Raw genomic sequence first — 20,310 nt, forward strand, 5'->3', positions numbered from 1 at the left:
TGGCTCGGTAGGGGGCGGCTCGGATGAGCAAAACGCCGTCGAGCACCGCAACGCCGGGTGTTATCCGTGAGTTCGTCGGCCTCGATTCCCCGACCGCCCGGCGGGCGGGTGCGGGTGGGCATCCGTGCCAGGGCCTCTATCACCGCGGGGTGGGCCGCAAACCGAAGGTCGCGATGATCGCCACGCACTATCAGATCGATTTCTCCGAGCACTATCTCGCCGATTACATGGCCACCCGCGGCATCGGTTTCCTGGGCTGGAACACCCGTTATCGCGGATTCGAGAGCAGCTTCCTGCTCGACCATGCGCTCGTGGACATCGGCGTCGGCGTGCGATGGCTGCGCGAGGTCCAAGGCGTGGAAACCATTGTGCTGCTCGGAAACTCCGGGGGTGGATCGTTGATGGCGGCCTACCAGGCACAAGCGGTCGACCCACATGTGACACCGCTTCTGGGAATGCGTCCCGCAGCGGGCCTGACCGACCTGCCTGCCGCCGACGGGTACGTCTCGACCGCGGCGCATCCCGGCCGTCCCGACGTGCTCACCGCCTGGATGGACGCGGCGGTGGTCGACGAAACTGACGCGGTCGCAAGCGATCCCGACCTCGATCTCTTTGACGAGAGTAACGGTCCGCCATTTTCGGCTGAGTTCGTCGAGCGGTACCGTGCCGCCCAGATCGCACGAAACGACGCGATCACGGACTGGGCCGAGGCCGAGCTCCAGCATGTGCGGACGGCCGGTTTCTCCGACCGTCCGTTCACGGTGCTGCGGACATGGGCGGACCCGCGCATGGTCGATCCCGCCCTGGAGCCGACGAAGCGACCCGCGAACATGTGTTATGCCGGAGTGCCGATGCAGGCCAACAGATCTGCACGCGGTATCGCCGCGGCCTGTACATTGCGCAACTGGATCGGCATGTGGAGCCTTCGACACGCCCAAACCCGCGCCGAAGCGCACCTCAACCGGATCACGTGCCCGGCTCTGGTGATCAACGCCGACCAGGACACCGGCGTGTTCCCTTCGGACGCCCAACACATCTTCGACGCGCTGGCCGGTTCAGACAAGATGCAGTCCTCCATCGACACCGATCATTACTTCACCACTCCCGGAGCGCGCAGCGAACAAGCCGATACCATCGCCAAGTGGATCGCGAAGCGGTGGCATTAGACGCCGACCCGTCGCGCGAACGCTCGCCGCTGAGGGTCCTCGCTCATTTCACTCCCGGTGCGAAGGCCATCGATTTCGTTGCACCGCAATCCGATTGGCTCGATATCCGCTACTGTGCCGAGGACGACGACACCGCCTTCTACCGGGAGCTCCCCGAGGCCGAGGTGATCTGGCATGTGCTTCGGCCGATTTCGGGAGACGATCTCGCCAAAGCGCGACGTTGCCTGCTGGTGCACAAGATGGGCGCCGGAGTCAACACTATCGACGTGGACGCTGCGACCGCCCTGGGCATCGCGGTCGCCAACATGCCGGGGGCCAACGCACCGTCGGTAGCCGAGGGTGCCGTGTTGCTGATGCTGGCTGTCCTGCGCAGGGTGACCGAACTCGACCGCGCCACCCGCGAGGGACGGGGCTGGCCGTCCGACCCGAGCCTGGGCGAGACGGTGCGCGACATCGGCGGCTGCACCGTGGGTTTGGTCGGCTACGGCAACGTCGCCACCAGGGTCGAGCGAATCGTTGGAGCGATGGATGCCAAGGTTCTGCACACCAGTACGCGCGACGACGGCCATCGGAGCTGGCGTGCGCTACCCGACCTGCTGGCCGCCAGCGACATCGTCTCGCTGCATCTTCCGCTGACCGACGCGACAGCAGGCATGATCGACCGCGCTGCGCTGGACCGGATGAAGCCCGGCGCGGTCCTGGTCAACACCAGCCGCGGTCCCATCGTCGACGAGCCCGCCCTCGTCGACGCGCTGCGGTCTGGAAACTTGGCCGGTGCGGGCCTCGACGTCTTCGCCACCGAGCCCGTAGAGGCCGACAACCCGCTGCTCGGGCTCGACAACGTCGTGCTCACCCCGCACGTCACCTGGTACACCGCCGACACGATGCGGAGGTATCTGGAACACGGTCTGGACAACTGCCGGCGGCTGTGGGACGGCGGTGAACTGGCCAACGTCGTGAACGGTATCGTGTTTCCCAACCGACCGGTTAATAGGGACGGTCCGTCACAGTGAGGTGCAGGTATGCCCATCGCCATCGATCCTGAGCACAGCGACTTGGCCGACTCGGTGCGGTCCTTCGTCGCTCGGGTGGCGCCCTCCGAGGTGCTCCACGAAGCGCTGGAGACGCCGATTCCCAATCCGCCGCCCTACTGGAAGGGCGCCGCCGATCAAGGTCTGCAAGGTGTGCACCTGTCCGAAGAGGTTGGCGGGCAAGGCTTCGGGATACTCGAGTTGGCCATTGTCGCCGCCGAGTTCGGCTACGGCGCGGTGCCGGGGCCGTTCGTTCCGTCGGCCATCGCCAGCGCGCTGATCGCCGCACACGACCCCAACGCCCAACAACTGGGCGACCTGGCCTCCGGCGCGACGATCGCGACCTACGCCATCGACTCGAGCTTGACCGCCACCCGCCACGGCGAAGGCGATGCCGCCGGTCTGGTCATCCGCGGCGAAGTGCGTGCCGTGCCCGGCGCCGCAGAGGCGTCGCTGCTGGTGCTGCCGGTCGCCATCGAGAGCGGCGAGGAGTGGGTGATCCTCGACGCCGACCAACTGGAGATCGAACCCGTCAAGAGCCTCGACCCGCTGCGCCCTCTGGCACACGTGCGTGCGAACGCCATCGAAGTGAGCGACGACCGGGTATTGAGCAACCTGAGCCGGCCGCTGGCTCGCGCGCTGATCTCGACGCTGCTGTCCGCCGAGTGCATCGGCGTCGCGCGGTGGGCCACCGACACCGCCGCGGCGTACGCCAAGATCCGCGAGCAGTTCGGCAGGCCCATCGGCCAGTTCCAGGCCATCAAGCACAAGTGCGCTTCGATGATCGCCGACACCGAGCGGGCCACCGCCGCCGTCTGGGATGCGGCCCGCGCCATCGACGAGTTCACCGCGCACGTGCGCAGCGGAGAAGACCCCGAAACCGGCTCTGCCGAAATCGCGTTCGAGTTCGCCGCGGCCGTGGCGGCCACGCTGGCGCCTGAGGCCGCCCAGCACTGCGCTCAGGACTGCATCCAGGTGCACGGCGGCATCGGGTTCACCTGGGAGCACGACACCAACGTGTACTACCGGCGCGCGCTGGTGCTTGCGGCCGGTTTCGGCAGGCACGCCGACTACCCGCAGCAAGTTGTCGACGTCGCGACCAGCACCGGGATGCGCAAACTCAACATCGATCTCGATCCCGAAACCGAGAAGCTGCGTGACGAGATCCGCGCGGAAGTGGCTGCGCTGAAAGCCATTTCACGTCAAGAGCGCAACATCGCGATCGCCGAGGGCGGTTGGGTGCAACCGCATCTGCCCAAGCCGTGGGGACGCGCGGCCGGCCCCGTCGAGCAGATCATCATCGCCCAGGAGTTCGACACCGGCCGGGTCAAGCGCCCGCAGATGGGCATCGCGGCCTGGATCATCCCCTCGATCGTCGCGTTCGGCACGGACGAACAGCAACAGCGTTTCCTGCCGCCCACCTTCCGCGGCGAAATGATCTGGTGTCAGCTGTTTTCCGAACCCGGTGCGGGTTCGGACCTGGCCAGCCTGACGACCAAAGCCACCAAGGTCGACGGCGGCTGGCGGATCACCGGGCAGAAGATCTGGACCACCGGTGCGCAGTACTCGCAGTGGGGCGCGCTGTTGGCGCGCACCGACCCGTCGGCGCCGAAACACAACGGGATCACCTACTTCCTGCTCGACATGGCCAGCGAGGGCGTCGAGGTCAAGCCGCTTCGCGAGCTGACCGGCAACGCGATGTTCAACACGGTCTTCATCGACGACGTGTTCGTGCCCGACGAGATGGTGCTCGGTGAGGTGAACCGCGGCTGGGAGGTCAGCAGGAACACGCTGACCAACGAACGCGTCTCGATCGGCAGCAGTGAGCCGCCGTTCCTGGCCAGCCTGGCCGATTTCATCAAGTTCCTTCAGGACGGGCAGTTCGACCAGATCGAGCAGAACCACGCTGGCAGGCTCATCGCCGAAGGGCATGCCGCCAAGGTGCTCAACATGCGCTCGACGCTTCTCACACTCGCCGGTGCCGATCCAATGCCGTCCGCGGCGATCTCCAAACTGCTGTCGATGAAAACCGGCCAGGGCTACGCGGAGTTCGCGGTGTCCTCGTTCGGCACCGATGGCGCGATCGGCGACCCGGAGCAGGAGCCCGGCCGGTGGGCGGAGTACCTGCTCGGCAGCAGGGCCACCACGATCTACGGCGGCACGACAGAAGTGCAGCTCAACATCATCGCCGAACGCCTGTTGGGACTGCCGCGCGATCCGTAAGAGCGCTTGCTGGAACGGCGTAGCCTGAATCTGCGGTTGCGTGCAAGGGTTGGCGGTAGTCATGAGCGGTCTCGGTGTCCGTATCGCCCGCGTCGTCGTCGGCACGGCGGCGATGACAGGGCTGTTTCTGGCGCCGACGGTCCTTGCCGACGATCCGACGCCACGCGAACAGTCCGCGCCCTGCTATCCCGGCATCATCCCCGGGAACCCCTGGGTGAAGTCGTGCAACTTCGGGCCCCGACCACCGCGAGTGCGTGGTGGCCCGCCCGACCAGACGGCGGTGATCGCCTGCCGCGACATCCCCGGATGCCTGTCCGCGTTCGTCAACAACCCCTGATGAGCGTTTCAATGAACGTACCGACGGCAACATTTCTGTTATGACCGACGACGTCGAGAAGCGCTGGGACCGGCCGAAAGCGTTCCGGGCCGCCGCCACCTATACCGCGGTGGTGGTCGCGGTAGCCGCCGTCGCCTTCGTCATCTACGCGCTGGTGTCGAAGACCTCGGTCGTCGCCGCCTCCACCGTGCCCACAATCCTGTTGCTCGGCGGTATCGGCGCGTTCATCAAGACCTACCGCGAGTGGAGGGCGAAGGGCACCTGGGTCCAGTGGCAGGGCGCCGGATGGTTCCTGCTCCTGCTGATGCTGGTGTGCCTGTCGATCCCCGGCGCGGCGGCGATGGCCGATTAAGGCACGACCTGACTATTCCGACTGGTTGGCTTCTGCCTTCTCGTCGGCCTCATCGCTGTCTTCGGCCTTCTTCTCGCCGCCGTCGGACTTCGCTTTCCCGTTGCCTCCGTCGGCCTTCGCCTTCCCGTCGCCTCCGTCGACGTCCATCTCCCGGAGCTCACGCTTCAGGATCTTGCCGGTCGGGTTGCGCGGCAACTCGTCGAGGAAGACGACCTCGCGCGGCACCTTATAGCGCGCCAGGTGCTCTCGGACATAACCCTTGATGTCGTCCTCACCGATCGAGGCGCCGTCGGACTTGACGACGAAGGCCCGCAACCGGTGACCCCATTCCTTGTCCTCGACACCCACCGCGGTGGCCTCGACAACCTCTGGGTGTCCGCTGATCAGATCCTCCACCTCGGCCGGGAACACGTTCTCGCCGCCGGACACGATCATCTCGTCATCGCGGCCACTGACGTAGAGCAGGCCGTTCTCGTCGAAATAGCCGACGTCACCCGACGACATCAGCCCGTCGATGATCTGCTTGTGGCCGCCGCCGGTGTAGCCCTCGAACGGGAAGAAGTTGCCGACGAAGATCCGCCCGACCTCGCCCTGGGGCAGTTCGTTGCCGTCGTCGTCCAGGATCTTGACCTTCACGCCCTTCACCACCGGTCCGACGGTGGCGGGGTTCTTCTCCAGATCCTGGGGCCGCGCGATCGTGGCGAACGCGATCTCGGTCGACCCGTACAGGTTGTAGATCACGGGTCCGAGCATCTTGAGCCCACGCTGCGCCATCTCCGCGCCCAACTGCGACCCTGATACGAACACGATCCGCAACGACGACAAGTCGGGCTTGCGATCCATGTCGTCGAGCGCATCGAGCATGCGCGACAACATCACCGGAACGACCACCACCGCGGTCACCTTGTGCTTCTCGATGTCCTCGAGGACCTTCTGGGCCTTGAACCGCCTGCGCAGCAACAGCGTCGTGCCCAACATCATCGAGATCGTCGCGTGCAGGAAACCCAACGCGTGGAACATCGGCGCTGGAAGCGCGGTGATCTCACCGCCCTTGAACGGGACATGCGACAGCACGCCGCCGATGGGAGCGAGGGTGGGCGGTGTACTTCTGTTGGCGCCCTTGGGTGTTCCCGTCGTCCCACTGGTCAGGATGATCACCGACGAGTGCTTGGTCGCCTTGGGAGCCGCCTTACCGGAGTGGCGGGAGACGAAGTCCTCGAGCGTCTCGTCGGTGCTGTTCGACGGTTCGTCCTTATCGGGGTTCACGCCGAGCGCGCGCAGCTTGCCCAGCGGTGGATCCGCCTTTGACACGGCCTGGCAGTACTCGTCGTCGTAGATGATCAGCTTGGCGCCCTCACGTTCGGACACCTCCTTGACCTGGGGTCCGGAGAACTCGCTGTTGAGCAGGATGATCCGCGCGCCGGTGCGGGCCGCGCCGTACAGCGCGACGAGGAACCACCGGTGGTTGCGGGCCAGGATCGCGACCCCGTCACCGCCCTTGACACCCTTCTCCAGCAGGCCGTTGGCCACTGAATGTGCGGCGTCGTCGAGTTCCTTGAACGTCATCTCGCCGAAGTCGTCGATGATCGCGGTGCGATTGGGGGTGCGGCGGGCGTTCAGGGCCGGGATCATCCCGAACTCGCCCCAACGCCGGATGTCGGCGAGCATTCCGGCGACGTTCTGCGGTGGTTCGATCTTGAACGCGCCCGCTCCGAACATCTTGGTGGCGTAGTGCAGCTCGGCCGACCCGCGTTCGACGAGTTGCTGAGCCTTGGCGAGCGCTTGCGACGGGAGCTCGGAGAGTCTTGCCATGTCCCCACCATATGTGACCCGCGTCGCAGTGCGGCCGGGAAACTAGCATGACGTTATGGCCGCACCCCGGTACCTGGAGGTCGAGGGTCATCGGGTGCCCATCAGCCACCCCGACAAGGTCGTCTTCCCCGATATCGGCGTCACCAAGTCGGACCTGATGCACTACTACCTCAGCGTCGCCGACGGCGCCCTGCGCGGTGTGCGTGACCGGCCAATGATCCTCAAGCGGTTCGTCAAGGGCATCACCGAGGAGGCGGTGTTCCAAAAGCGCGCGCCGAAGAAGCGGCCTGACTTCGTCGAGGTCGCCGAGTTGAAGTACGCGTCAGGGACGTCGGCGGCCGAAGCGGTGCTGCGCGAAGCGGCCGGCCTGGTGTGGGTGGTCAATCTCGGATGTGTCGACCTCAACCCCCATCCGGTTCGGTCAGACGATCTCGCGCATCCTGACGAGCTGCGCGTCGACCTCGACCCGATGCCGGGTGTCGAGTGGCCCCAGATCATCGACGTCGCGATGGTCGCCCGCGAGGTGCTCGAGGACCATGGGCTGACGGCATGGCCCAAGACATCGGGATCGCGAGGCTTCCACATCTACGCCCGCATCCAGCGGCAGTGGCCGTTCAAGTTCGTCCGGCTCGCCGCGCAGGCGGTGGCCCGCGAGGTCGAGCGCCGAGCGCCCGAGATCGCCACCGCGCGCTGGTGGAAGGAAGAACGCGAGGGCGTCTTCGTCGATTTCAACCAGAACGCATTCGATCGAACCGTCGCGTCGGCCTATTCGGTGCGCGCGACCCCTGACGCCAGGGTGTCGACGCCGCTGCTCTGGAGAGAGGTGCCCGGATGCCGGCCGGACGCGTTCACGATCGCGACGGTGCCGCAACGATTCGCCGAACACGGTGACCCCTGGGAGGGCATCGACGATTCGGCGGGATCGCTGGACGCGCTGCTCGACCTCGCCGACCGGCTCGGCCCGGCGGAGAGGGCACCGCGCGGGGCCAAACGTTCGAGCGGAGGTCCCGGTCGCCGAGTCTCATCGAAGCCGCTCATCGAGATCGCCCGCACGAAGACCAAGGACGAGGCGATGGCGGCCTTGGACGAATGGCGACGACGGCACCCGTCAGTGGCCGAAAAGTTGGAGCCCGCAGACATTCTGGTCGACGGTATGCGGGGTCCCAGTTCGATCTGGTACCGCATCCGGATCAACCTTCAGCACGTGCCCGAAGACGAGCGACCCGCCCAGGAGGAGTTGCTCGCCGACTACAGCCCGTGGGAGAACTACGCCGGACCCCAGTGGATACAGCGCGACTGATTTGCTGGCTAACGCAAAAACTGCTTCTTACCAAAGTATTAGTCGCCGTTGGCGCTTGCCTTAATCTCGCGGCATAAGTTGGGCTTCATCGACGAAGCTGACTAATCGAGGAGGCGGTGATGTACGGGAATCCGACATTCGACTGCGCCGGGGCCCAGCTTCATGCCGTGTGCCGCCAGCTGGCAACGGTTGTGACGGTCGACGGCATCATCGACGACCGGAACATTGAACGGATCACCGCGTTCGCTCGCCGGTTCGTTCTGGCTGAGAAGCCGTTCATCCTCGATCTGAGCGAAGTGAGTTCGTGTGCAGAGCAACTCATTTCGCTGATGTACGACCTCGATGAGTGCTGCTACCACGCTGAGGTGGATTGGGCCGTCGTCGCCAGTGATGAAGTGCAACGAGTGCTGCATGCGTCCGGTGTAAGCGTCCCCGTCGCAGCATCGGTGCCCGATGCGCTTCATCACTTCGCGGAGAACATCGAGAAACGGCGCCGTCTGCTGCCGCTGTTGACCCAGAAGACCGCATAGCGGAAGGCGACCAGGTGCTACTCGATATTCGTTGGCTCGGTTACCTGCTTGGCCGTCGGCATCCGACGGCCAAGCAGACCGGCCACGCCTTCTGAACCCGCCCCACCGTCGACCGACGCCGGTCCTCGACACGCGATGCGGTGGATCGTCGACGGTATGAATGTAATCGGATCGCGCCCCGACGGCTGGTGGCGTGACCGACATCGCGCCATGGTGACCCTGGTCGAGCGGCTGGAATCCTTGCGGGCTCAGGGTGACGATGTCACCGTGGTGTTCGAACGCCCACCCAAGCCTGCGATCGACTCGTCGGCCGTCACCGTCGCCTATGCCCCGCGCCCGGCGCCCAACTCGGCCGACGACGAGATCGTCCGCCTTGTCCTAGCCGACGACCGGCCCGCCGACATCAGCGTGGCCACGTCCGACCGCACCCTCGCCGAGCGGGTACGCGAGGCCGGCGCGACCGTCGTACCGGCGGAGAGGCTGCGCGATCTCATCGATCCGCGGTGACACCTGCGGGCCGCCAATCGGGCGATCGGCCCAAGTGGCGCAGCACCCGATCGAGTTCGCTCGCCTCGGCCTGCGGTTCCAGAGCACGCGCGAACGGCGAGTTGTCCGCGTCGCGGATCTCACCGTCGGGTACCCCCATCGCCAGCGGCAGGACGGCCGCAACCACGTCGTCGGGCAACCCGAACGGGACACCGATGCTGCGGGCGACGTCCCATCCGTGCACGACGTAATCGACGAAGTGAAAACCGATCGCCATCGCACCCGGGACCGTGGCGTCCTCGCCGAACTCCGGTAACGCGAACGTCGCGTCCAGCACCCCCTCGGCAGCGAATGCGGCTACGACCTCCGCGGCCGCTGCGGCATAGGTGCCGCCAGGGTCGGCGCGAACCGCGTCCGCGACGGTGAGGGGCTCCCACACCGCGAGATCGCCGCCGGCTCCGCGAGCGGCGGCGGCAAAACCCCTGTGCTGCACGGTCATGTGGGTCAGCAGCTCGGCGAGGTTCCAACCGGCACACGGAGTCGGGCGATCGAGGTCGTCAACCGTCACTCGCGAGACGATGTCGACGGTGGCATTGATCGCTGTTCGATGGGACGGTCGCAGATCACTAATCGTATGCATAAGCTTATGATATATTCCTGCGTATCATTGGTCAACGCTTAATATCCCTGCATGCCGCCCAAGCCGCGACGACGAGACCTCGCGGCGATGCTCGCCCCGTTACTGCGCGGGCTGATCGCCCTGGAGACGCCCGTGCTCGCCAAGCACGGCGTCTCGATGTGGGGTTACAGCGTGCTCTCGGCGCTCGACGAGTCCCCGGTGCGCACCCAAGCCGCGCTCGCCGAAGCCATCGGCGCCGACAAGACCCGGATCATCCCCACGCTCGACGAACTTCAGGAGCGCGGCTATATCGAGCGCAAACCCGATCCGGCCGACCGGCGTGTGCGACTGCTGGAAATCACCGAAGCCGGTCGCGCTCTTAAGGATTCGGTGCAGGCCGAGATCCAGCGCGGCGAGGAGCGGTGGCTTTCGGTGCTCTCGCCCACCGACCGGCGAGCGTTCCTACGGGCCCTGCACGAGATGACGCGTGTCGAAGACACCCCATAGGGTTTGAGAAATGAACCGGCTTGACCGCTTCTTCGAGATCTCGGCGCGCGGCACGACGGTTGGCGCGGAGGCCCGCGGCGGGCTAGTCACGTTCATCGCGATGGCCTACATCATCGTGCTGAACCCGATCATCCTGTCCAGTTCCGAAGACGTCACCGGCGATCGACTGCAATTCGCCGAGGTTTCGGCGGTCACGGCGCTGGCCGCGGGCGTGATGACGATCCTGTTCGGTCTCATCGCGCGGATGCCGTTCGCGTTCGCCGCCGGTCTCGGCATCAACTCGTTCGTGGCGACGACGCTCGTCGGCTCCCTCACCTGGGCCGAAGCCATGGGACTGGTGGTGATCAACGGGCTCATCATCGTCGTACTGGCGGCGACCGGGTTGCGGCGGCTGGTCTTCGATGCCGTACCGATGCAGCTGAAGCTGGCCATCACGGCCGGCATCGGGCTGTTCATCCTGTTCATCGGCCTCGTCGACGCCGGGTTTATCGGTTCGACGGGTGTCGCGTCACCGCCGGTCGGCCTCGGCGGTAACGGCAGCGGCTCCATCAGCACCGTGCCCACGGTCGTCTTCGCCTTCACGCTGCTGCTGACGGGCATCCTGGTGGCTCGAAAAGTGCGGGGCGGCATCCTGATCGGGCTTGTCGCCGGCACCGTCGTCGCGGTCGTGATCGAGTCGATCTGGCACCTCGGCTCCGCCGCGGACAAGCCCGGAGGCTGGAGCCTGTCGGTCCCGACACTGTCGGGCTCACCGTTCGCGCTTCCCGACCTGTCGCTCGTCGGCGCCTTCAGCATGGACAGCTTCGGCCGCATCGGGGTGATCGCCGCGACCATGTTCGTGTTCACACTCGTGTTCGCGAACTTCTTCGACGCTATGGGCACCTTCACGGGCCTGTCGCGCGAGGCCGGACTCGCCGACGAAAAGGGCACTTTCCCGCGCCTGCGGGCGGCGCTGGTCGTCGAAGGCGCGGGCGCCGTGGTCGGCGGCGCATCCTCGGCCTCGTCAAACACCGTGTTCGTCGAATCGGGGGCGGGTATCGGCGAGGGCGCCAAGACCGGGCTGGCGAATATCGTGACCGGCGTCCTGTTCCTCGCCGCGATGTTCATCTCACCGTTGGCGTCGGTCGTGCCGACGGAAGTGGCAGCTGCCGCGCTGGTGATCGTTGGGGCGATGATGGTGTCGCATCTGCGACACATCGACATCTCCGAGTTCTCGGTCGCGCTGCCCGTGGTGCTGACGGTGGCCACGATGCCGTTCTCGTACTCGATCGCCAACGGTATCGGCGTCGGCTTCATCGCGTGGGTGGTACTGCGGTCGGCAGCAGGAAAAGCCCGCGAGATCAGTCCACTTTTGTGGGTGGTCGCCGCGGGCTTCCTGCTGTACTTCGCGCGAGGCTGGATCGAGTCGCTGCTCGGGATCTAACCCGCGTCAGCGGTCGGCTTGCCGCTTTTCCTTCTCGGCGTCGGCAAGGTCGTCGATCTTGTCGGCCTGCGCACGCGTCGTGGCCGCATCGACACGCTTGTCCTGCGCGTCGGCCATCTTGACGCTGGCCACCTTCGCTGCGCTGCGCTCGGCCGCGTCGATCTGCTCTTCCTCGCGGCGCTTGGCCGTTTCGACGTTCTTCTTGCGCTGCTCGGCGATCTCGTCGGCCTTCTTCTTGTCCTCGACGATCTTCTTCTCAGCGTTCTCGACCGCCGCGCGCTTCCGCTCCTGCGCATCGGTACGCGCCTGGCGGGCTTCGGCCTCGATCTCCTCGAACGTCTTCTGCTTGTCCTGCAGCGCCTTCTCGCGGGTCACCTTCAGCTCTCGGCCCGCCTGCTTGACGTTCTCGTTGGCGGCCGCGTCGAGTTCTGCCGCGCGGCGCAACGCGTCGCTGCGCTCGACGAGGGTGGCGCCGCGCTTCTGGAGCTCGTGATCACCGAGCGCGGTGCCCACGGCGGTGTCGAGCATCCCCAGGGAACGCTCGTAGAACAACCGGGCCGGTGCTTCGTCGTCCATCCGGGCGACGAACCGGTCGTCGATCAACTGCAGCGGCACACGGGCCACCTGGTACTGAAACTTCAGCACCGCCTTCGGAATAGCGGTGAGACTCATCGGTGCAAGCTCCTTCTACGCCGTGGTCAGGCGTCGTCGTTGAGGTTTTCGGCCTGCCGCCGGATACGGGCGGCTTCGGCTTTCGCGCTTGCCGACTCCTCGACGGCTTCGCGGTGTTCTTCGAGCGCGCCAGCGAGCTGAGTGTCGGCGTCGTGGACCCCCGCCCGCTGCTCGGCCTTGGCTTCGCGCGCCTTGCGCTCGGCGTCGATTTCGGCCTGGGTGCGCTCGCGATCGAGCTGCTGATGGGCACCGGCTTCGGCGGCACGCTTCTGGGCGGCCTTCTGGTTCTCCACCGCGCCCTTTTCGGCGGCCGCTTCCGCGTTCGCCGCGGTGCGCTCCTTGGCGCCTTCGCGCTTGGCTTCCACCACATCGCTGCGGGCCTCGCGCGCCTCGGCGTCGGCGACCGCTTCGATCGTGTTGGCTTCTTTACGGCGTTCGGCCTCGGCCTGCTGCAGTTGGCCTTCGGCGGTCATCGAGTCGTTTCCGGTGATAGCGCCAAACATTTCCTTGGCCTTGCCTTTCACCGAGTCGATCAGGCCTTCACGTGCCTGGCCGGCCTTGTCGTGGTCCGTCATTCGGGCCTCCTCTCAAGGGTCAAGATTCCACATCCGCGGGGGTCCGAAACCCTCTGTGGGCGGACGCACAGCAAATGGTTAGCCGCGCCGGAGATCGAGTGCGTCGCCGGTGCGGCCCCGTAGCAGACCCAGAGCGAGCATGCCGACGGCGAGCCCCAGGTGCAGCCAATTGTCTGCGGTGTTGACCGGCAGGAAGTTGGCCGGAGAACCCTGCCGACCGCGATTGCAGCCCGCTTTGGGTGAGCCGTGAGATCCTGGAACAGCCATCGCCGCGGGATAGCCGCTCGATGCCGATCGAAACGCTGCAATCATGTGTCGCGTGACAGCAACGACGATTCCGGCCATCGCTCTGACCGGCTACCTCGGCGCGGGTAAGACCACGCTGCTCAACCACGTGCTGCGCCAGCCGGGTGCGCGCGTCGGGGTCATCATCAACGACTTCGGCGAACTCAACGTCGACGCCGCGCTGGTCACCGGACAGGTCGACGAACCGGCCTCGATCGCCGGGGGCTGCATCTGCTGCCTTCCCGACGAAGGCGGGCTCGACGACGCGCTGGCCAAGCTCGCCGACCCGAAGCTCGGCCTGGACGCGATCATCATCGAGGCGAGCGGACTGGCCGATCCGATAGCGGTGTCACGGATCATCCGATTCAGCGGGGTGGAGCGGGTGCGGCCCGGCGGCATCGTCGACGTCATCGACGCCGCCGCGCATTTCGACACCGTCGACGACCACGCCACTCCGCCGGCCCGATACGGGGCGGCCACGCTTGTGGTGGTCAACAAACTCGACCAGATCTCCGAGGACGCCCGCGAAGAGACGCTCGGGCGGATCGAAAAGCGTGTGCGCGAACGGAATCCGGACGCACATGTCGTGGGTGCCACTGCCGGACGTGTCGATCCGGCTCTGCTGTACGACGTGTCCGCATCCGTCGACGTCGGCGAGCAACTCTCGCTGCGCGAATTGCTCGTCGACACCGAGGACGCACATGACCACCCACACGTGCACGCCGATTCGGTCACGGTGACCAGCAGCGGTTGCGTCGATCCCGCGGCGCTGATCGACCTGCTCGAAACGCCACCCCCGGGTGTGTACCGGCTCAAGGGCACGGTCGCGGTCCGGTACCGAGAGCGCACGCGCCGCTATGTCGTCAATGTGGTGGGCACGTCTGTCCACATAGCGAACGCGCCGTCTACGGCCGTCGCCAACGGACTCGTCGCGATCGGCACCCATGTCGACGTCGACGACGTCCGCGCGCGCATCACGGCGGCGCTGGCACCGCACGACGGCGTGGTCTCGGCCGCGGGGGTGCGACGGCTGCAGCGCTACCGCAGACTCAGCATCTGATCGCCGCCCCGCGCTTATGGTGAGGTGATGAGCGCCGAGGAGCAGCGCGCCGGGGTCGACTTGACCAACCTCGATCAACCGTTGAGCCCGGACGCCAAAGCCACCAAGCGCGACCTGATCGACTACCTCGACGCGGTGTCGGATCGGATTCTTCCCGGCCTCGAAGGGCGTCCCCTGACAGTGTTGCGGGTGCTGCGCGGGCGGGCGCCGTTCATGCAGAAGAACGTGCCGAAGTACACCCCGGAGTGGGTGAAGACCGTCTCGATGTGGGCCGAGTCCTCCCACCGCGAGGTCCGCTATGCCCTGTGCGACGATCGGCGCACGTTGCTGTGGATGGCCAACCAGCGCGCCGTCGAGTATCACCCCACGCTCGGGTTGGCAGAAAACATCTACCGCCCAACGCATCTGGTGCTCGACCTCGACCCGCCGGAGGGAAGCGACTTCGCGGCCGTCGTCGCCGCGGCTCACCTCGTGCGGCAGGCGCTCTCGGACTGTGGTCTGGCCGGAGCGGTGAAGACGAGCGGCGCAAAGGGAGTGCACGTGTTCGTCCCTGTCGACGACAGCGCACCGGTCGACGACGTCGCGGCAGCCACCCGCGCCCTCGCCGCGCGAGCAGAATCACTCGATCCGTCCCGCGCCACAACGGCTTTCATCGTCGACGACCGCGAAGGCAAAGTCTTCATCGACTCCACCCGCGCCGGTGGTGCGACGGTCGTCGCCGCATACAGTCCCCGGTTGCGCCTCGGCACCCCGGTGTCGTTCCCGGTCGCCTGGTCGGACCTCGACCGCATTACGCCGGCGGACTTCACCGTGCACAACGCCATCGACGTCCTGGGCGGCAGCGACCCATGGGCGCAGGCGATGCCGGCACCGCAGACGCTGCCAGCCGATCTGATCGAGCACGGTAGGACCATCCCCGTCGCGCGGGTCGCCGCGATGCACGAAGGCAAGCGGCGGGCGCGTGCGCGCCGCAACGAGGACGGCTGACTTCGGGATTCACCCGGCCGGTTAGCGGGTATCGACAGCGCATCGGCGGAGGGATTCCGGGGATGGTGGGCTGGCTGGACCGGCTGCAGCGACGCAACCGCCGCGTTGGTTTCGTCATCGCGGTGATCTACAAGTACGTCGACGATCAGGGCGGTTATCTGGCGGCGCTGATCACCTATTACGCGTTCGTTTCCCTGTTCCCGCTGCTACTACTGCTGACCACCGCGCTAGGGGTGATACTCGTCGGCCACCCGGAGCTACAGCAACAGATCCTGCAGTCCACGCTCGGCCAGTTCCCGGTTATCGGTAGCCAGCTCGAACGGCCGGAGCAACTCAGCGGCGGCGCCACGGCCGTCGTGGTCGGTATCGCCGGCGCCCTCTACGGCGGCCTCGGTGTCGGGCAGGCGCTGCAGAACGCGATGGACTCGGTATGGGCGGTGCCCCGCAACAACCGCCCGGACCCTATCCGGTCGCGGCTGCGCAGCCTGCTGCTGCTGTTCGTGCTCGGTTCGGCCGCGGTCACCGCGACGGTGCTGTCGGCGGTCGGCCACGCGACCGCCAGCCTGGGGTGGTTCGGCAAAGTGGGCGTCACCGTCGCCACCGTCGCGATCAACGCGCTGATCTGTCTGGTCGCATTCCGCGTCACCACCGCCCGTTCCGTGTCGTACCGCGACGTACTGCCCGGCGCCCTCACCGCGGCGGTGATATGGCAGCTGCTGCAGTGGTTCGGTGCGAACTACGTCTCCCACGTCGTCAAGTCGACCAGCGCGACCAACAGTGTGTTCGCGTTGGTTCTGGGCCTGCTTGCGTTCCTGTATCTGGTTTCGGTGACGTTGGTGATGTGCGCCGAACTCAACGTCGTGCGCGTCGACCAGCTGTATCCCCGTTCACTGATGACGCCGTTCACCGACGACGTCGACCTCACCTCGGCCGACCGGCGCACCTACACCCGCCGGGCGAAAGCCGAACGGGCGGAAGGCTTTCAGAAGGTCAGTGTGCGGTTCGACCCGACCCGTGACACTTCTTCTGATCAATCCGGCGAGGTGTCGGGCAGCCAGGGTTGATCCCAGTTGTCCACCGCCGCCACTTCCGACAACGGCTTACGATGGACTGTGTGATGGTGGCCCGCCGGCCATCCCACCGTCACCAACGCCGCCGGCATCCAGTCGTCCGGGATCCCGACCAATGAACGCAACTGCTCTTCACAGCCCGTGTGCCACAACGTGATCGCCGCCCCGAGCCCCTGGGCCCGGGCGGCCAACAGGAAATTCTGCACCGCCGGGAAGATCGAACCGCCTTGCTGTAGCTCGGACGCCCCAGCTTGCGGCCGGACGCAGAAGAGGACGAGACCGGGCGCGGCGCCGCCGGTCCGCATGTGGTCGGCCATCGATCTCAGTACCCGCGACCGCGGATCGTCCGCGCCGTCATCGGGAGACGTGATTCCGTAGAACCGCTGCAGCTCATCCCACGTTCGGTGTGCGGCCGCGGTGACAAGCGCACGGGATTGCTCGGAGCGCAGCACCACGAACCGCCATGGCTGCTGGTTGGCACCCGACGGCGCCCAGCTGGCCGCTCGCAGACACCTCTGCAGTGTGGCATCGTCGACCGGTTCGTCGCGATACCGCCGCACCGCCGAGGCGGTCTCCATCACCGTCCAGATGTCCGTCGACACAGCCGGGGTGGGGTTCATGACGTTTTCGCGCCGGGTAGGACGCCCCGCCATGTGCCACCGCGCACGGGTCCGGTGATCAACGGTAGGTCCAGCGTCGACAGCACTCCTGGTGGTGCCGCCATCACGGCCGGAATGGCGTTCAACTCACGCATCACGGTCGCATATGTCAAGCCACGCATGTTGTTTCCACGCCCGTGCATCTCGATGTCGACGGTGTAGGTGGGCAGCCCGTCGACGATGACGCGGTAACCGCCGTGCGGGGAGGGGTGGCGCGGCCAGTCCGGAGCCGACTGCTCACCCATGCGTGTGATGTGCTCGAGCACGACGCGTTCCTCGTCGCCCACCATGCCCGCCAGCTTGAACCGCATGCCGCCCATGGTGCCCGGGTCGATCCAGCCCGATGCGACCTCGTAGCGTTCGGTGGCCAACCACTTCTCGATCGTGGTGACGACGCGGTCAAGAGGAAGGCCCACGCCGTCGGCAACGAGATGGACTGTCGGTGCCCAGAGCGCCGCGAGTCGCTCGGTGTCGAACAGCGGCGCCGGATGGTCGGGCGGGTGGCCGAAACCCATGAAGTCAAACATGATGTCGGGCTGGTTGATCGGACCGTAGTCGAGAATTTCGAGCATGGTGATGGTGTCGACGCGACTGCTGAATCCAGTCATCGTCAACGCGATGACGTCGTTGGCCCACCCCGGATCCACACCACTGTTGAAGAAGCTCGTGCCCCCTTCATCGCACGCCGACGCGATGAGCTCGGCGGTGTCCTTGTCGGCGGCAGGCGGGTAACACATCGGAACCAGGGAGGTGCACACCACGTTCTTGCCCGCGCGCAGACAGCGGGCGATGTCCTCGGCGGCCTCCCGGTAGCGGTAATCGCCCGAGGCGAAATAGGCGACCACGTCGGCATCCAGCGACAGCGCCGAGTCGATGTCGCGGGTCGCGATCACTCCGGTCGCGGGCATGCCGCACAGCGCACCGGCGTCCATGCCGTCTTTGGCCTCGGCGTGTACGACCACGCCCGCGAGGTCCAGGCCGGGGTGGGCGATCAGCGCACGCAGCGCGCCGACACCGACCTGGCCTGGCCCCCACAGAACCACCCGCGGGTTACGTTGGCAGTCCGACATGTGCACCCTTTCAGTCGATCCATCCAACCCGTGAGAACATACCTTCTCAATAAACGACAACACCATTGCCAGATTGGCCCGATCCGGAGGACACGATGAGCGAGTATCAGTTTCTGAAGTGGGAGACGTTCGACGACGGCCAGATCGTTCGGATCTCGCTGAATCGTCCGGAGCAGCGCAATGCGCAGAACCGCGGGATGCTGGTCGAACTCGATGAGGCGTTCGCCCGCGCCGAGGCCGACGACACCGTTCGCGTGGTCATCCTCGCCGGCGAGGGACCGATGTTCTCCTCCGGCCACGACATCGGTTCCAAGCAGGCGCGTGCCGAGTTCATGCCGGGGCCGGAGCAGCATCCCACGGCGGCCATCAACGGAGGGACGCGCGAGGGCGCGGAGAAGATCATGCTGCAGGAATGGCACTACTTCTTCCAGAACAACCTGCGCTGGCGCAACCTCCGCAAGATCACCATCGCGCAGGTGCACGGTGACGTGTTCTCGGCGGGTCTGATGCTGATCTGGGCATGCGACCTGATCGTGGGCAGTGAAGAAGTGCGCTTCGCCGACGTCGTGGGCACCCGGTTGGGGATGTGCGGCATGGAGTACTTCGGCCATCCGTGGGAGTTCGGCCCGCGGCGCACCAAGGAGCTGATGTTGACCGGCGACGCTATCGACATCGAGGAGGCGTATCGACTCGGGATGGTGAGCAAGATCTTCAAGCGTGACGAATTAGCCGATCGCACATTGGAAATGGCACGGCGGATCGCCACGGTGCCGACGATGGCGGCGCTGCTCATCAAGGAGTCGGTCAATCAGTCGGTCGACAACATGGGCTTCTACAACGCGCTGCAGTCGTGTTTCACGTTGCACCAGCTCAACCACTCGCACTGGGTGGGCGTGCGCGAGGACAAGCGGGCGACCGCCGGTGAGGAGCAGGGCGTGCCGAACTGGCGGACCGCTCCCCCGATCGTGTTGTCGGTCAAGGATCAGGTGCGGGTCGAATCCTGACGACCGTGCACCCGCGCCCTCCCCTCTGCGCCGAACGTGGGTTACCGTCACGCGTTCGGCGGGGCAAGGCGTGCATCAACCCCACACTCGCGCTAGGTAGAGCCGAGTCAGCCGGCGACTGGTCCGTAGCGGGCGTCGGCCACGCGGTCCAGGGCGACCGCCGGCTCGCCGAACACCATGGCCCAGCCGCGGACCCGCCGGTAGTACAGCTGGATGTCGCCCTCCATCCCAAAGCCGTAGCCGCCGTGGATGTGCAGGCTGCGATAGGTCGCGTCACGCGCGGTTTCGTAGGCGAACGCGAAGGCCATCGCCGCCAGCTCGGTCGCGCGGTCGGGTTCGTCGGCGAACGCGCACGCCGCTTCGAAGGCCAACAGACGGGCACCGTCGGTCGCGGTGGCGCTGTCGGCAAGCGGATGTGACACGGCCTGAAAGGTGCCGATCGGGGTGCCGAACGCGTGCCGCTGTTTGGCGTATTCGGCGCCGATCTCGACGGCCTTGGCCGCGGCACCCACGAGAGCCGCGGCGGTGAGGGTGAGCCAAAGGTCGACCGCGGCGGTGAACAATCGACGGGCGTGCTGCCCCTCGGCGAGCACGGTGGCGTCGCCGCGCGTCACCACGTCCGCCAGCGGTAAGGAGCCGAGATTTTCGACGTGCTCACGGTCGGTGGCAGACAACGCGACGAGACGCCCGCCGACCAGGGCCACCACGGTGTCGGCCACCGCGCCGCCGGGAACCAGTCCGAGAACATCGCCGTCGCAGGACCGCGGAGCGAAGCTGACGAGCCTGTCTCCCGACATGGTGGCCGCCAACAGGTCGTCGTCACCGCAGGCGGCCAGCAGTCGGGCGGCTATCTGTGCCTCAATCACCGGCGCCGACGCGACCGCCCGGCCGTATTGCTCGGCGATCAGCGCCAACTCGAGCTCGGAAGCCCCCCACCCGCCGTCGGATTCGCCGACCGCCATCTCGATGACACCGGTCTGGACGAGGGCCTCCCACAGCTTCGGATCGAACCCGAGAGGTTCTGCGGCACGCACCCGTTGCGACGTCGACTCGCGGGTATACATCGCAGCGAAGGAATCGACGAGTTGTCGCTGTTCGCCGGACAGGCTCAGGTCCACCGGACATCCCTCACATGCGAATAT

The 20,310-nt window shown here is 66.4% G+C and carries 22 protein-coding genes; 14 read left to right on the top strand and 8 right to left on the bottom strand.

Annotated elements, in window-relative coordinates; translation table 11 throughout:
* The first annotated feature begins 23 nt into the window (after nucleotides 1–23).
* The 5 genes from AAHH99_RS14670 (at nucleotide 24) to AAHH99_RS14690 (ending at nucleotide 5,109) form a co-directional block, all read left to right on the top strand.
* Complete coding sequence (locus AAHH99_RS14670; protein WP_418769248.1) at nucleotides 24–1,166, top strand: alpha/beta hydrolase; 1,143 nt, start codon at nucleotides 24–26, stop codon at nucleotides 1,164–1,166.
* Nucleotides 1,142–2,179 (top strand): 2-hydroxyacid dehydrogenase, encoded by a 1,038-nt coding sequence (locus tag AAHH99_RS14675; protein ID WP_418769249.1) that lies wholly within the window; start codon nucleotides 1,142–1,144, stop codon nucleotides 2,177–2,179. The genes AAHH99_RS14670 and AAHH99_RS14675 overlap by 25 nt, the downstream gene beginning before the upstream one ends.
* Before the next feature lie 9 nt (nucleotides 2,180–2,188).
* Entirely contained in the window at nucleotides 2,189–4,420 is a 2,232-nt protein-coding gene (locus tag AAHH99_RS14680; protein ID WP_418769250.1) for an acyl-CoA dehydrogenase, read from the top strand.
* A gap of 61 nt (nucleotides 4,421–4,481) precedes the next feature.
* A complete protein-coding gene (locus tag AAHH99_RS14685; RefSeq protein WP_418769251.1) occupies nucleotides 4,482–4,757 on the top strand; it encodes a hypothetical protein in 276 nt (91 codons plus the stop codon).
* 40 nt (nucleotides 4,758–4,797) lie between these two features.
* A complete protein-coding gene (locus tag AAHH99_RS14690) occupies nucleotides 4,798–5,109 on the top strand; it encodes a hypothetical protein (protein ID WP_064428126.1) in 312 nt (103 codons plus the stop codon).
* A gap of 12 nt (nucleotides 5,110–5,121) precedes the next feature.
* Here AAHH99_RS14690 and fadD2 read toward each other — a convergent pair whose 3' ends face one another.
* Complete coding sequence (gene fadD2 / locus AAHH99_RS14695) at nucleotides 5,122–6,921, bottom strand: long-chain-fatty-acid--CoA ligase FadD2 (protein WP_418769252.1); 1,800 nt, start codon at nucleotides 6,919–6,921, stop codon at nucleotides 5,122–5,124.
* A gap of 55 nt (nucleotides 6,922–6,976) precedes the next feature.
* Here fadD2 and AAHH99_RS14700 point away from each other — a divergent pair, with 55 nt between their 5' ends.
* The 3 genes from AAHH99_RS14700 to AAHH99_RS14710 all read left to right on the top strand — a co-directional run bounded on the left by AAHH99_RS14700 (nucleotide 6,977) and on the right by AAHH99_RS14710 (nucleotide 9,258).
* Nucleotides 6,977–8,221 (top strand): DNA polymerase domain-containing protein, encoded by a 1,245-nt coding sequence (locus tag AAHH99_RS14700; protein ID WP_418769253.1) that lies wholly within the window; start codon nucleotides 6,977–6,979, stop codon nucleotides 8,219–8,221.
* A 191-nt stretch (nucleotides 8,222–8,412) separates the two neighbouring features.
* Nucleotides 8,413–8,751, top strand: coding sequence for an anti-anti-sigma factor (locus AAHH99_RS14705; protein ID WP_418769254.1), 339 nt, complete (start codon nucleotides 8,413–8,415; stop codon nucleotides 8,749–8,751).
* A gap of 135 nt (nucleotides 8,752–8,886) precedes the next feature.
* Nucleotides 8,887–9,258 carry an NYN domain-containing protein gene (locus AAHH99_RS14710; RefSeq protein ID WP_418769255.1) on the top strand — a complete coding sequence of 124 codons (372 nt, stop codon included), beginning with the start codon at nucleotides 8,887–8,889 and terminating at the stop codon, nucleotides 9,256–9,258.
* Here the strand turns inward: AAHH99_RS14710 and AAHH99_RS14715 are convergent.
* A complete protein-coding gene (locus AAHH99_RS14715) occupies nucleotides 9,242–9,877 on the bottom strand; it encodes a TIGR03086 family metal-binding protein (RefSeq protein ID WP_418769256.1) in 636 nt (211 codons plus the stop codon). The two genes, AAHH99_RS14710 and AAHH99_RS14715, sit on opposite strands and share 17 nt — an antisense overlap.
* Nucleotides 9,878–9,928: 51 nt before the next feature.
* On the opposite strand from AAHH99_RS14715, the gene AAHH99_RS14720 reads away from it, so the two are divergent.
* Entirely contained in the window at nucleotides 9,929–10,363 is a 435-nt protein-coding gene (locus AAHH99_RS14720; protein WP_418769257.1) for a MarR family winged helix-turn-helix transcriptional regulator, read from the top strand.
* A gap of 10 nt (nucleotides 10,364–10,373) precedes the next feature.
* Nucleotides 10,374–11,786, top strand: a complete 1,413-nt coding sequence (locus tag AAHH99_RS14725; RefSeq protein WP_418769258.1) for an NCS2 family permease — start codon at nucleotides 10,374–10,376, stop codon at nucleotides 11,784–11,786.
* A gap of 6 nt (nucleotides 11,787–11,792) precedes the next feature.
* Here AAHH99_RS14725 and AAHH99_RS14730 read toward each other — a convergent pair whose 3' ends face one another.
* The 3 genes from AAHH99_RS14730 to AAHH99_RS14740 all read right to left on the bottom strand — a co-directional run bounded on the left by AAHH99_RS14730 (nucleotide 11,793) and on the right by AAHH99_RS14740 (nucleotide 13,300).
* Nucleotides 11,793–12,458, bottom strand: a complete 666-nt coding sequence (locus tag AAHH99_RS14730) for an IF2 family translation initiation factor (protein ID WP_418769259.1) — start codon at nucleotides 12,456–12,458, stop codon at nucleotides 11,793–11,795.
* A gap of 26 nt (nucleotides 12,459–12,484) precedes the next feature.
* Complete coding sequence (locus AAHH99_RS14735) at nucleotides 12,485–13,033, bottom strand: CsbD family protein (protein WP_418769260.1); 549 nt, start codon at nucleotides 13,031–13,033, stop codon at nucleotides 12,485–12,487.
* 78 nt (nucleotides 13,034–13,111) lie between these two features.
* A complete protein-coding gene (locus tag AAHH99_RS14740; RefSeq protein WP_418769261.1) occupies nucleotides 13,112–13,300 on the bottom strand; it encodes a DUF4383 domain-containing protein in 189 nt (62 codons plus the stop codon).
* A gap of 43 nt (nucleotides 13,301–13,343) precedes the next feature.
* Here AAHH99_RS14740 and AAHH99_RS14745 point away from each other — a divergent pair, with 43 nt between their 5' ends.
* From AAHH99_RS14745 to AAHH99_RS14755, 3 genes are all read left to right on the top strand, one after another.
* Complete coding sequence (locus tag AAHH99_RS14745) at nucleotides 13,344–14,378, top strand: CobW family GTP-binding protein (protein ID WP_418769262.1); 1,035 nt, start codon at nucleotides 13,344–13,346, stop codon at nucleotides 14,376–14,378.
* Between the two features lie 27 nt (nucleotides 14,379–14,405).
* Nucleotides 14,406–15,365, top strand: a complete 960-nt coding sequence (gene ligD, locus AAHH99_RS14750) for a non-homologous end-joining DNA ligase (protein WP_418769263.1) — start codon at nucleotides 14,406–14,408, stop codon at nucleotides 15,363–15,365.
* 62 nt (nucleotides 15,366–15,427) lie between these two features.
* A complete protein-coding gene (locus AAHH99_RS14755; protein ID WP_418769264.1) occupies nucleotides 15,428–16,429 on the top strand; it encodes a YihY/virulence factor BrkB family protein in 1,002 nt (333 codons plus the stop codon).
* Here AAHH99_RS14755 and AAHH99_RS14760 read toward each other — a convergent pair.
* Both AAHH99_RS14760 and AAHH99_RS14765 read right to left on the bottom strand, forming a co-directional pair.
* A complete protein-coding gene (locus AAHH99_RS14760) occupies nucleotides 16,396–17,013 on the bottom strand; it encodes a nitroreductase family protein (protein ID WP_418769638.1) in 618 nt (205 codons plus the stop codon). The two genes, AAHH99_RS14755 and AAHH99_RS14760, sit on opposite strands and share 34 nt — an antisense overlap.
* A 38-nt stretch (nucleotides 17,014–17,051) precedes the next feature.
* A complete protein-coding gene (locus AAHH99_RS14765) occupies nucleotides 17,052–18,137 on the bottom strand; it encodes a dihydrodipicolinate reductase (protein ID WP_418769639.1) in 1,086 nt (361 codons plus the stop codon).
* Nucleotides 18,138–18,259: 122 nt separating this feature from the next.
* Here AAHH99_RS14765 and AAHH99_RS14770 point away from each other — a divergent pair, with 122 nt between their 5' ends.
* Nucleotides 18,260–19,168 carry an enoyl-CoA hydratase gene (locus AAHH99_RS14770; protein ID WP_064396093.1) on the top strand — a complete coding sequence of 303 codons (909 nt, stop codon included), beginning with the start codon at nucleotides 18,260–18,262 and terminating at the stop codon, nucleotides 19,166–19,168.
* A gap of 107 nt (nucleotides 19,169–19,275) precedes the next feature.
* Here AAHH99_RS14770 and AAHH99_RS14775 read toward each other — a convergent pair whose 3' ends face one another.
* Complete coding sequence (locus tag AAHH99_RS14775) at nucleotides 19,276–20,286, bottom strand: acyl-CoA dehydrogenase family protein (RefSeq protein ID WP_418769265.1); 1,011 nt, start codon at nucleotides 20,284–20,286, stop codon at nucleotides 19,276–19,278.
* Between the last annotated feature and the right edge of the window lie 24 nt (nucleotides 20,287–20,310).

Source organism: Mycobacterium neumannii, assembly GCF_048452905.1.
Lineage (GTDB): Bacteria > Actinomycetota > Actinomycetes > Mycobacteriales > Mycobacteriaceae > Mycobacterium > Mycobacterium neumannii_B.

Coding starts and splice junctions, on each gene's coding strand:
- AAHH99_RS14740 (WP_418769261.1), bottom strand. CDS start 13,300: ATGGCTGTTCCAGGATCTCACGGCTCACCCAAAGCGGGCTGCAATCGC.
- AAHH99_RS14690 (WP_064428126.1), top strand. CDS start 4,798: ATGACCGACGACGTCGAGAAGCGCTGGGACCGGCCGAAAGCGTTCCGG.
- ligD (WP_418769263.1), top strand. CDS start 14,406: ATGAGCGCCGAGGAGCAGCGCGCCGGGGTCGACTTGACCAACCTCGAT.
- AAHH99_RS14755 (WP_418769264.1), top strand. CDS start 15,428: ATGGTGGGCTGGCTGGACCGGCTGCAGCGACGCAACCGCCGCGTTGGT.
- AAHH99_RS14710 (WP_418769255.1), top strand. CDS start 8,887: ATGCGGTGGATCGTCGACGGTATGAATGTAATCGGATCGCGCCCCGAC.
- AAHH99_RS14760 (WP_418769638.1), bottom strand. CDS start 17,013: ATGGAGACCGCCTCGGCGGTGCGGCGGTATCGCGACGAACCGGTCGAC.
- AAHH99_RS14680 (WP_418769250.1), top strand. CDS start 2,189: ATGCCCATCGCCATCGATCCTGAGCACAGCGACTTGGCCGACTCGGTG.
- AAHH99_RS14725 (WP_418769258.1), top strand. CDS start 10,374: ATGAACCGGCTTGACCGCTTCTTCGAGATCTCGGCGCGCGGCACGACG.
- AAHH99_RS14720 (WP_418769257.1), top strand. CDS start 9,929: ATGCCGCCCAAGCCGCGACGACGAGACCTCGCGGCGATGCTCGCCCCG.
- fadD2 (WP_418769252.1), bottom strand. CDS start 6,921: ATGGCAAGACTCTCCGAGCTCCCGTCGCAAGCGCTCGCCAAGGCTCAG.
- AAHH99_RS14770 (WP_064396093.1), top strand. CDS start 18,260: ATGAGCGAGTATCAGTTTCTGAAGTGGGAGACGTTCGACGACGGCCAG.
- AAHH99_RS14735 (WP_418769260.1), bottom strand. CDS start 13,033: ATGACGGACCACGACAAGGCCGGCCAGGCACGTGAAGGCCTGATCGAC.
- AAHH99_RS14745 (WP_418769262.1), top strand. CDS start 13,344: ATGTGTCGCGTGACAGCAACGACGATTCCGGCCATCGCTCTGACCGGC.
- AAHH99_RS14670 (WP_418769248.1), top strand. CDS start 24: ATGAGCAAAACGCCGTCGAGCACCGCAACGCCGGGTGTTATCCGTGAG.
- AAHH99_RS14685 (WP_418769251.1), top strand. CDS start 4,482: ATGAGCGGTCTCGGTGTCCGTATCGCCCGCGTCGTCGTCGGCACGGCG.
- AAHH99_RS14715 (WP_418769256.1), bottom strand. CDS start 9,877: ATGCATACGATTAGTGATCTGCGACCGTCCCATCGAACAGCGATCAAT.
- AAHH99_RS14730 (WP_418769259.1), bottom strand. CDS start 12,458: ATGAGTCTCACCGCTATTCCGAAGGCGGTGCTGAAGTTTCAGTACCAG.
- AAHH99_RS14700 (WP_418769253.1), top strand. CDS start 6,977: ATGGCCGCACCCCGGTACCTGGAGGTCGAGGGTCATCGGGTGCCCATC.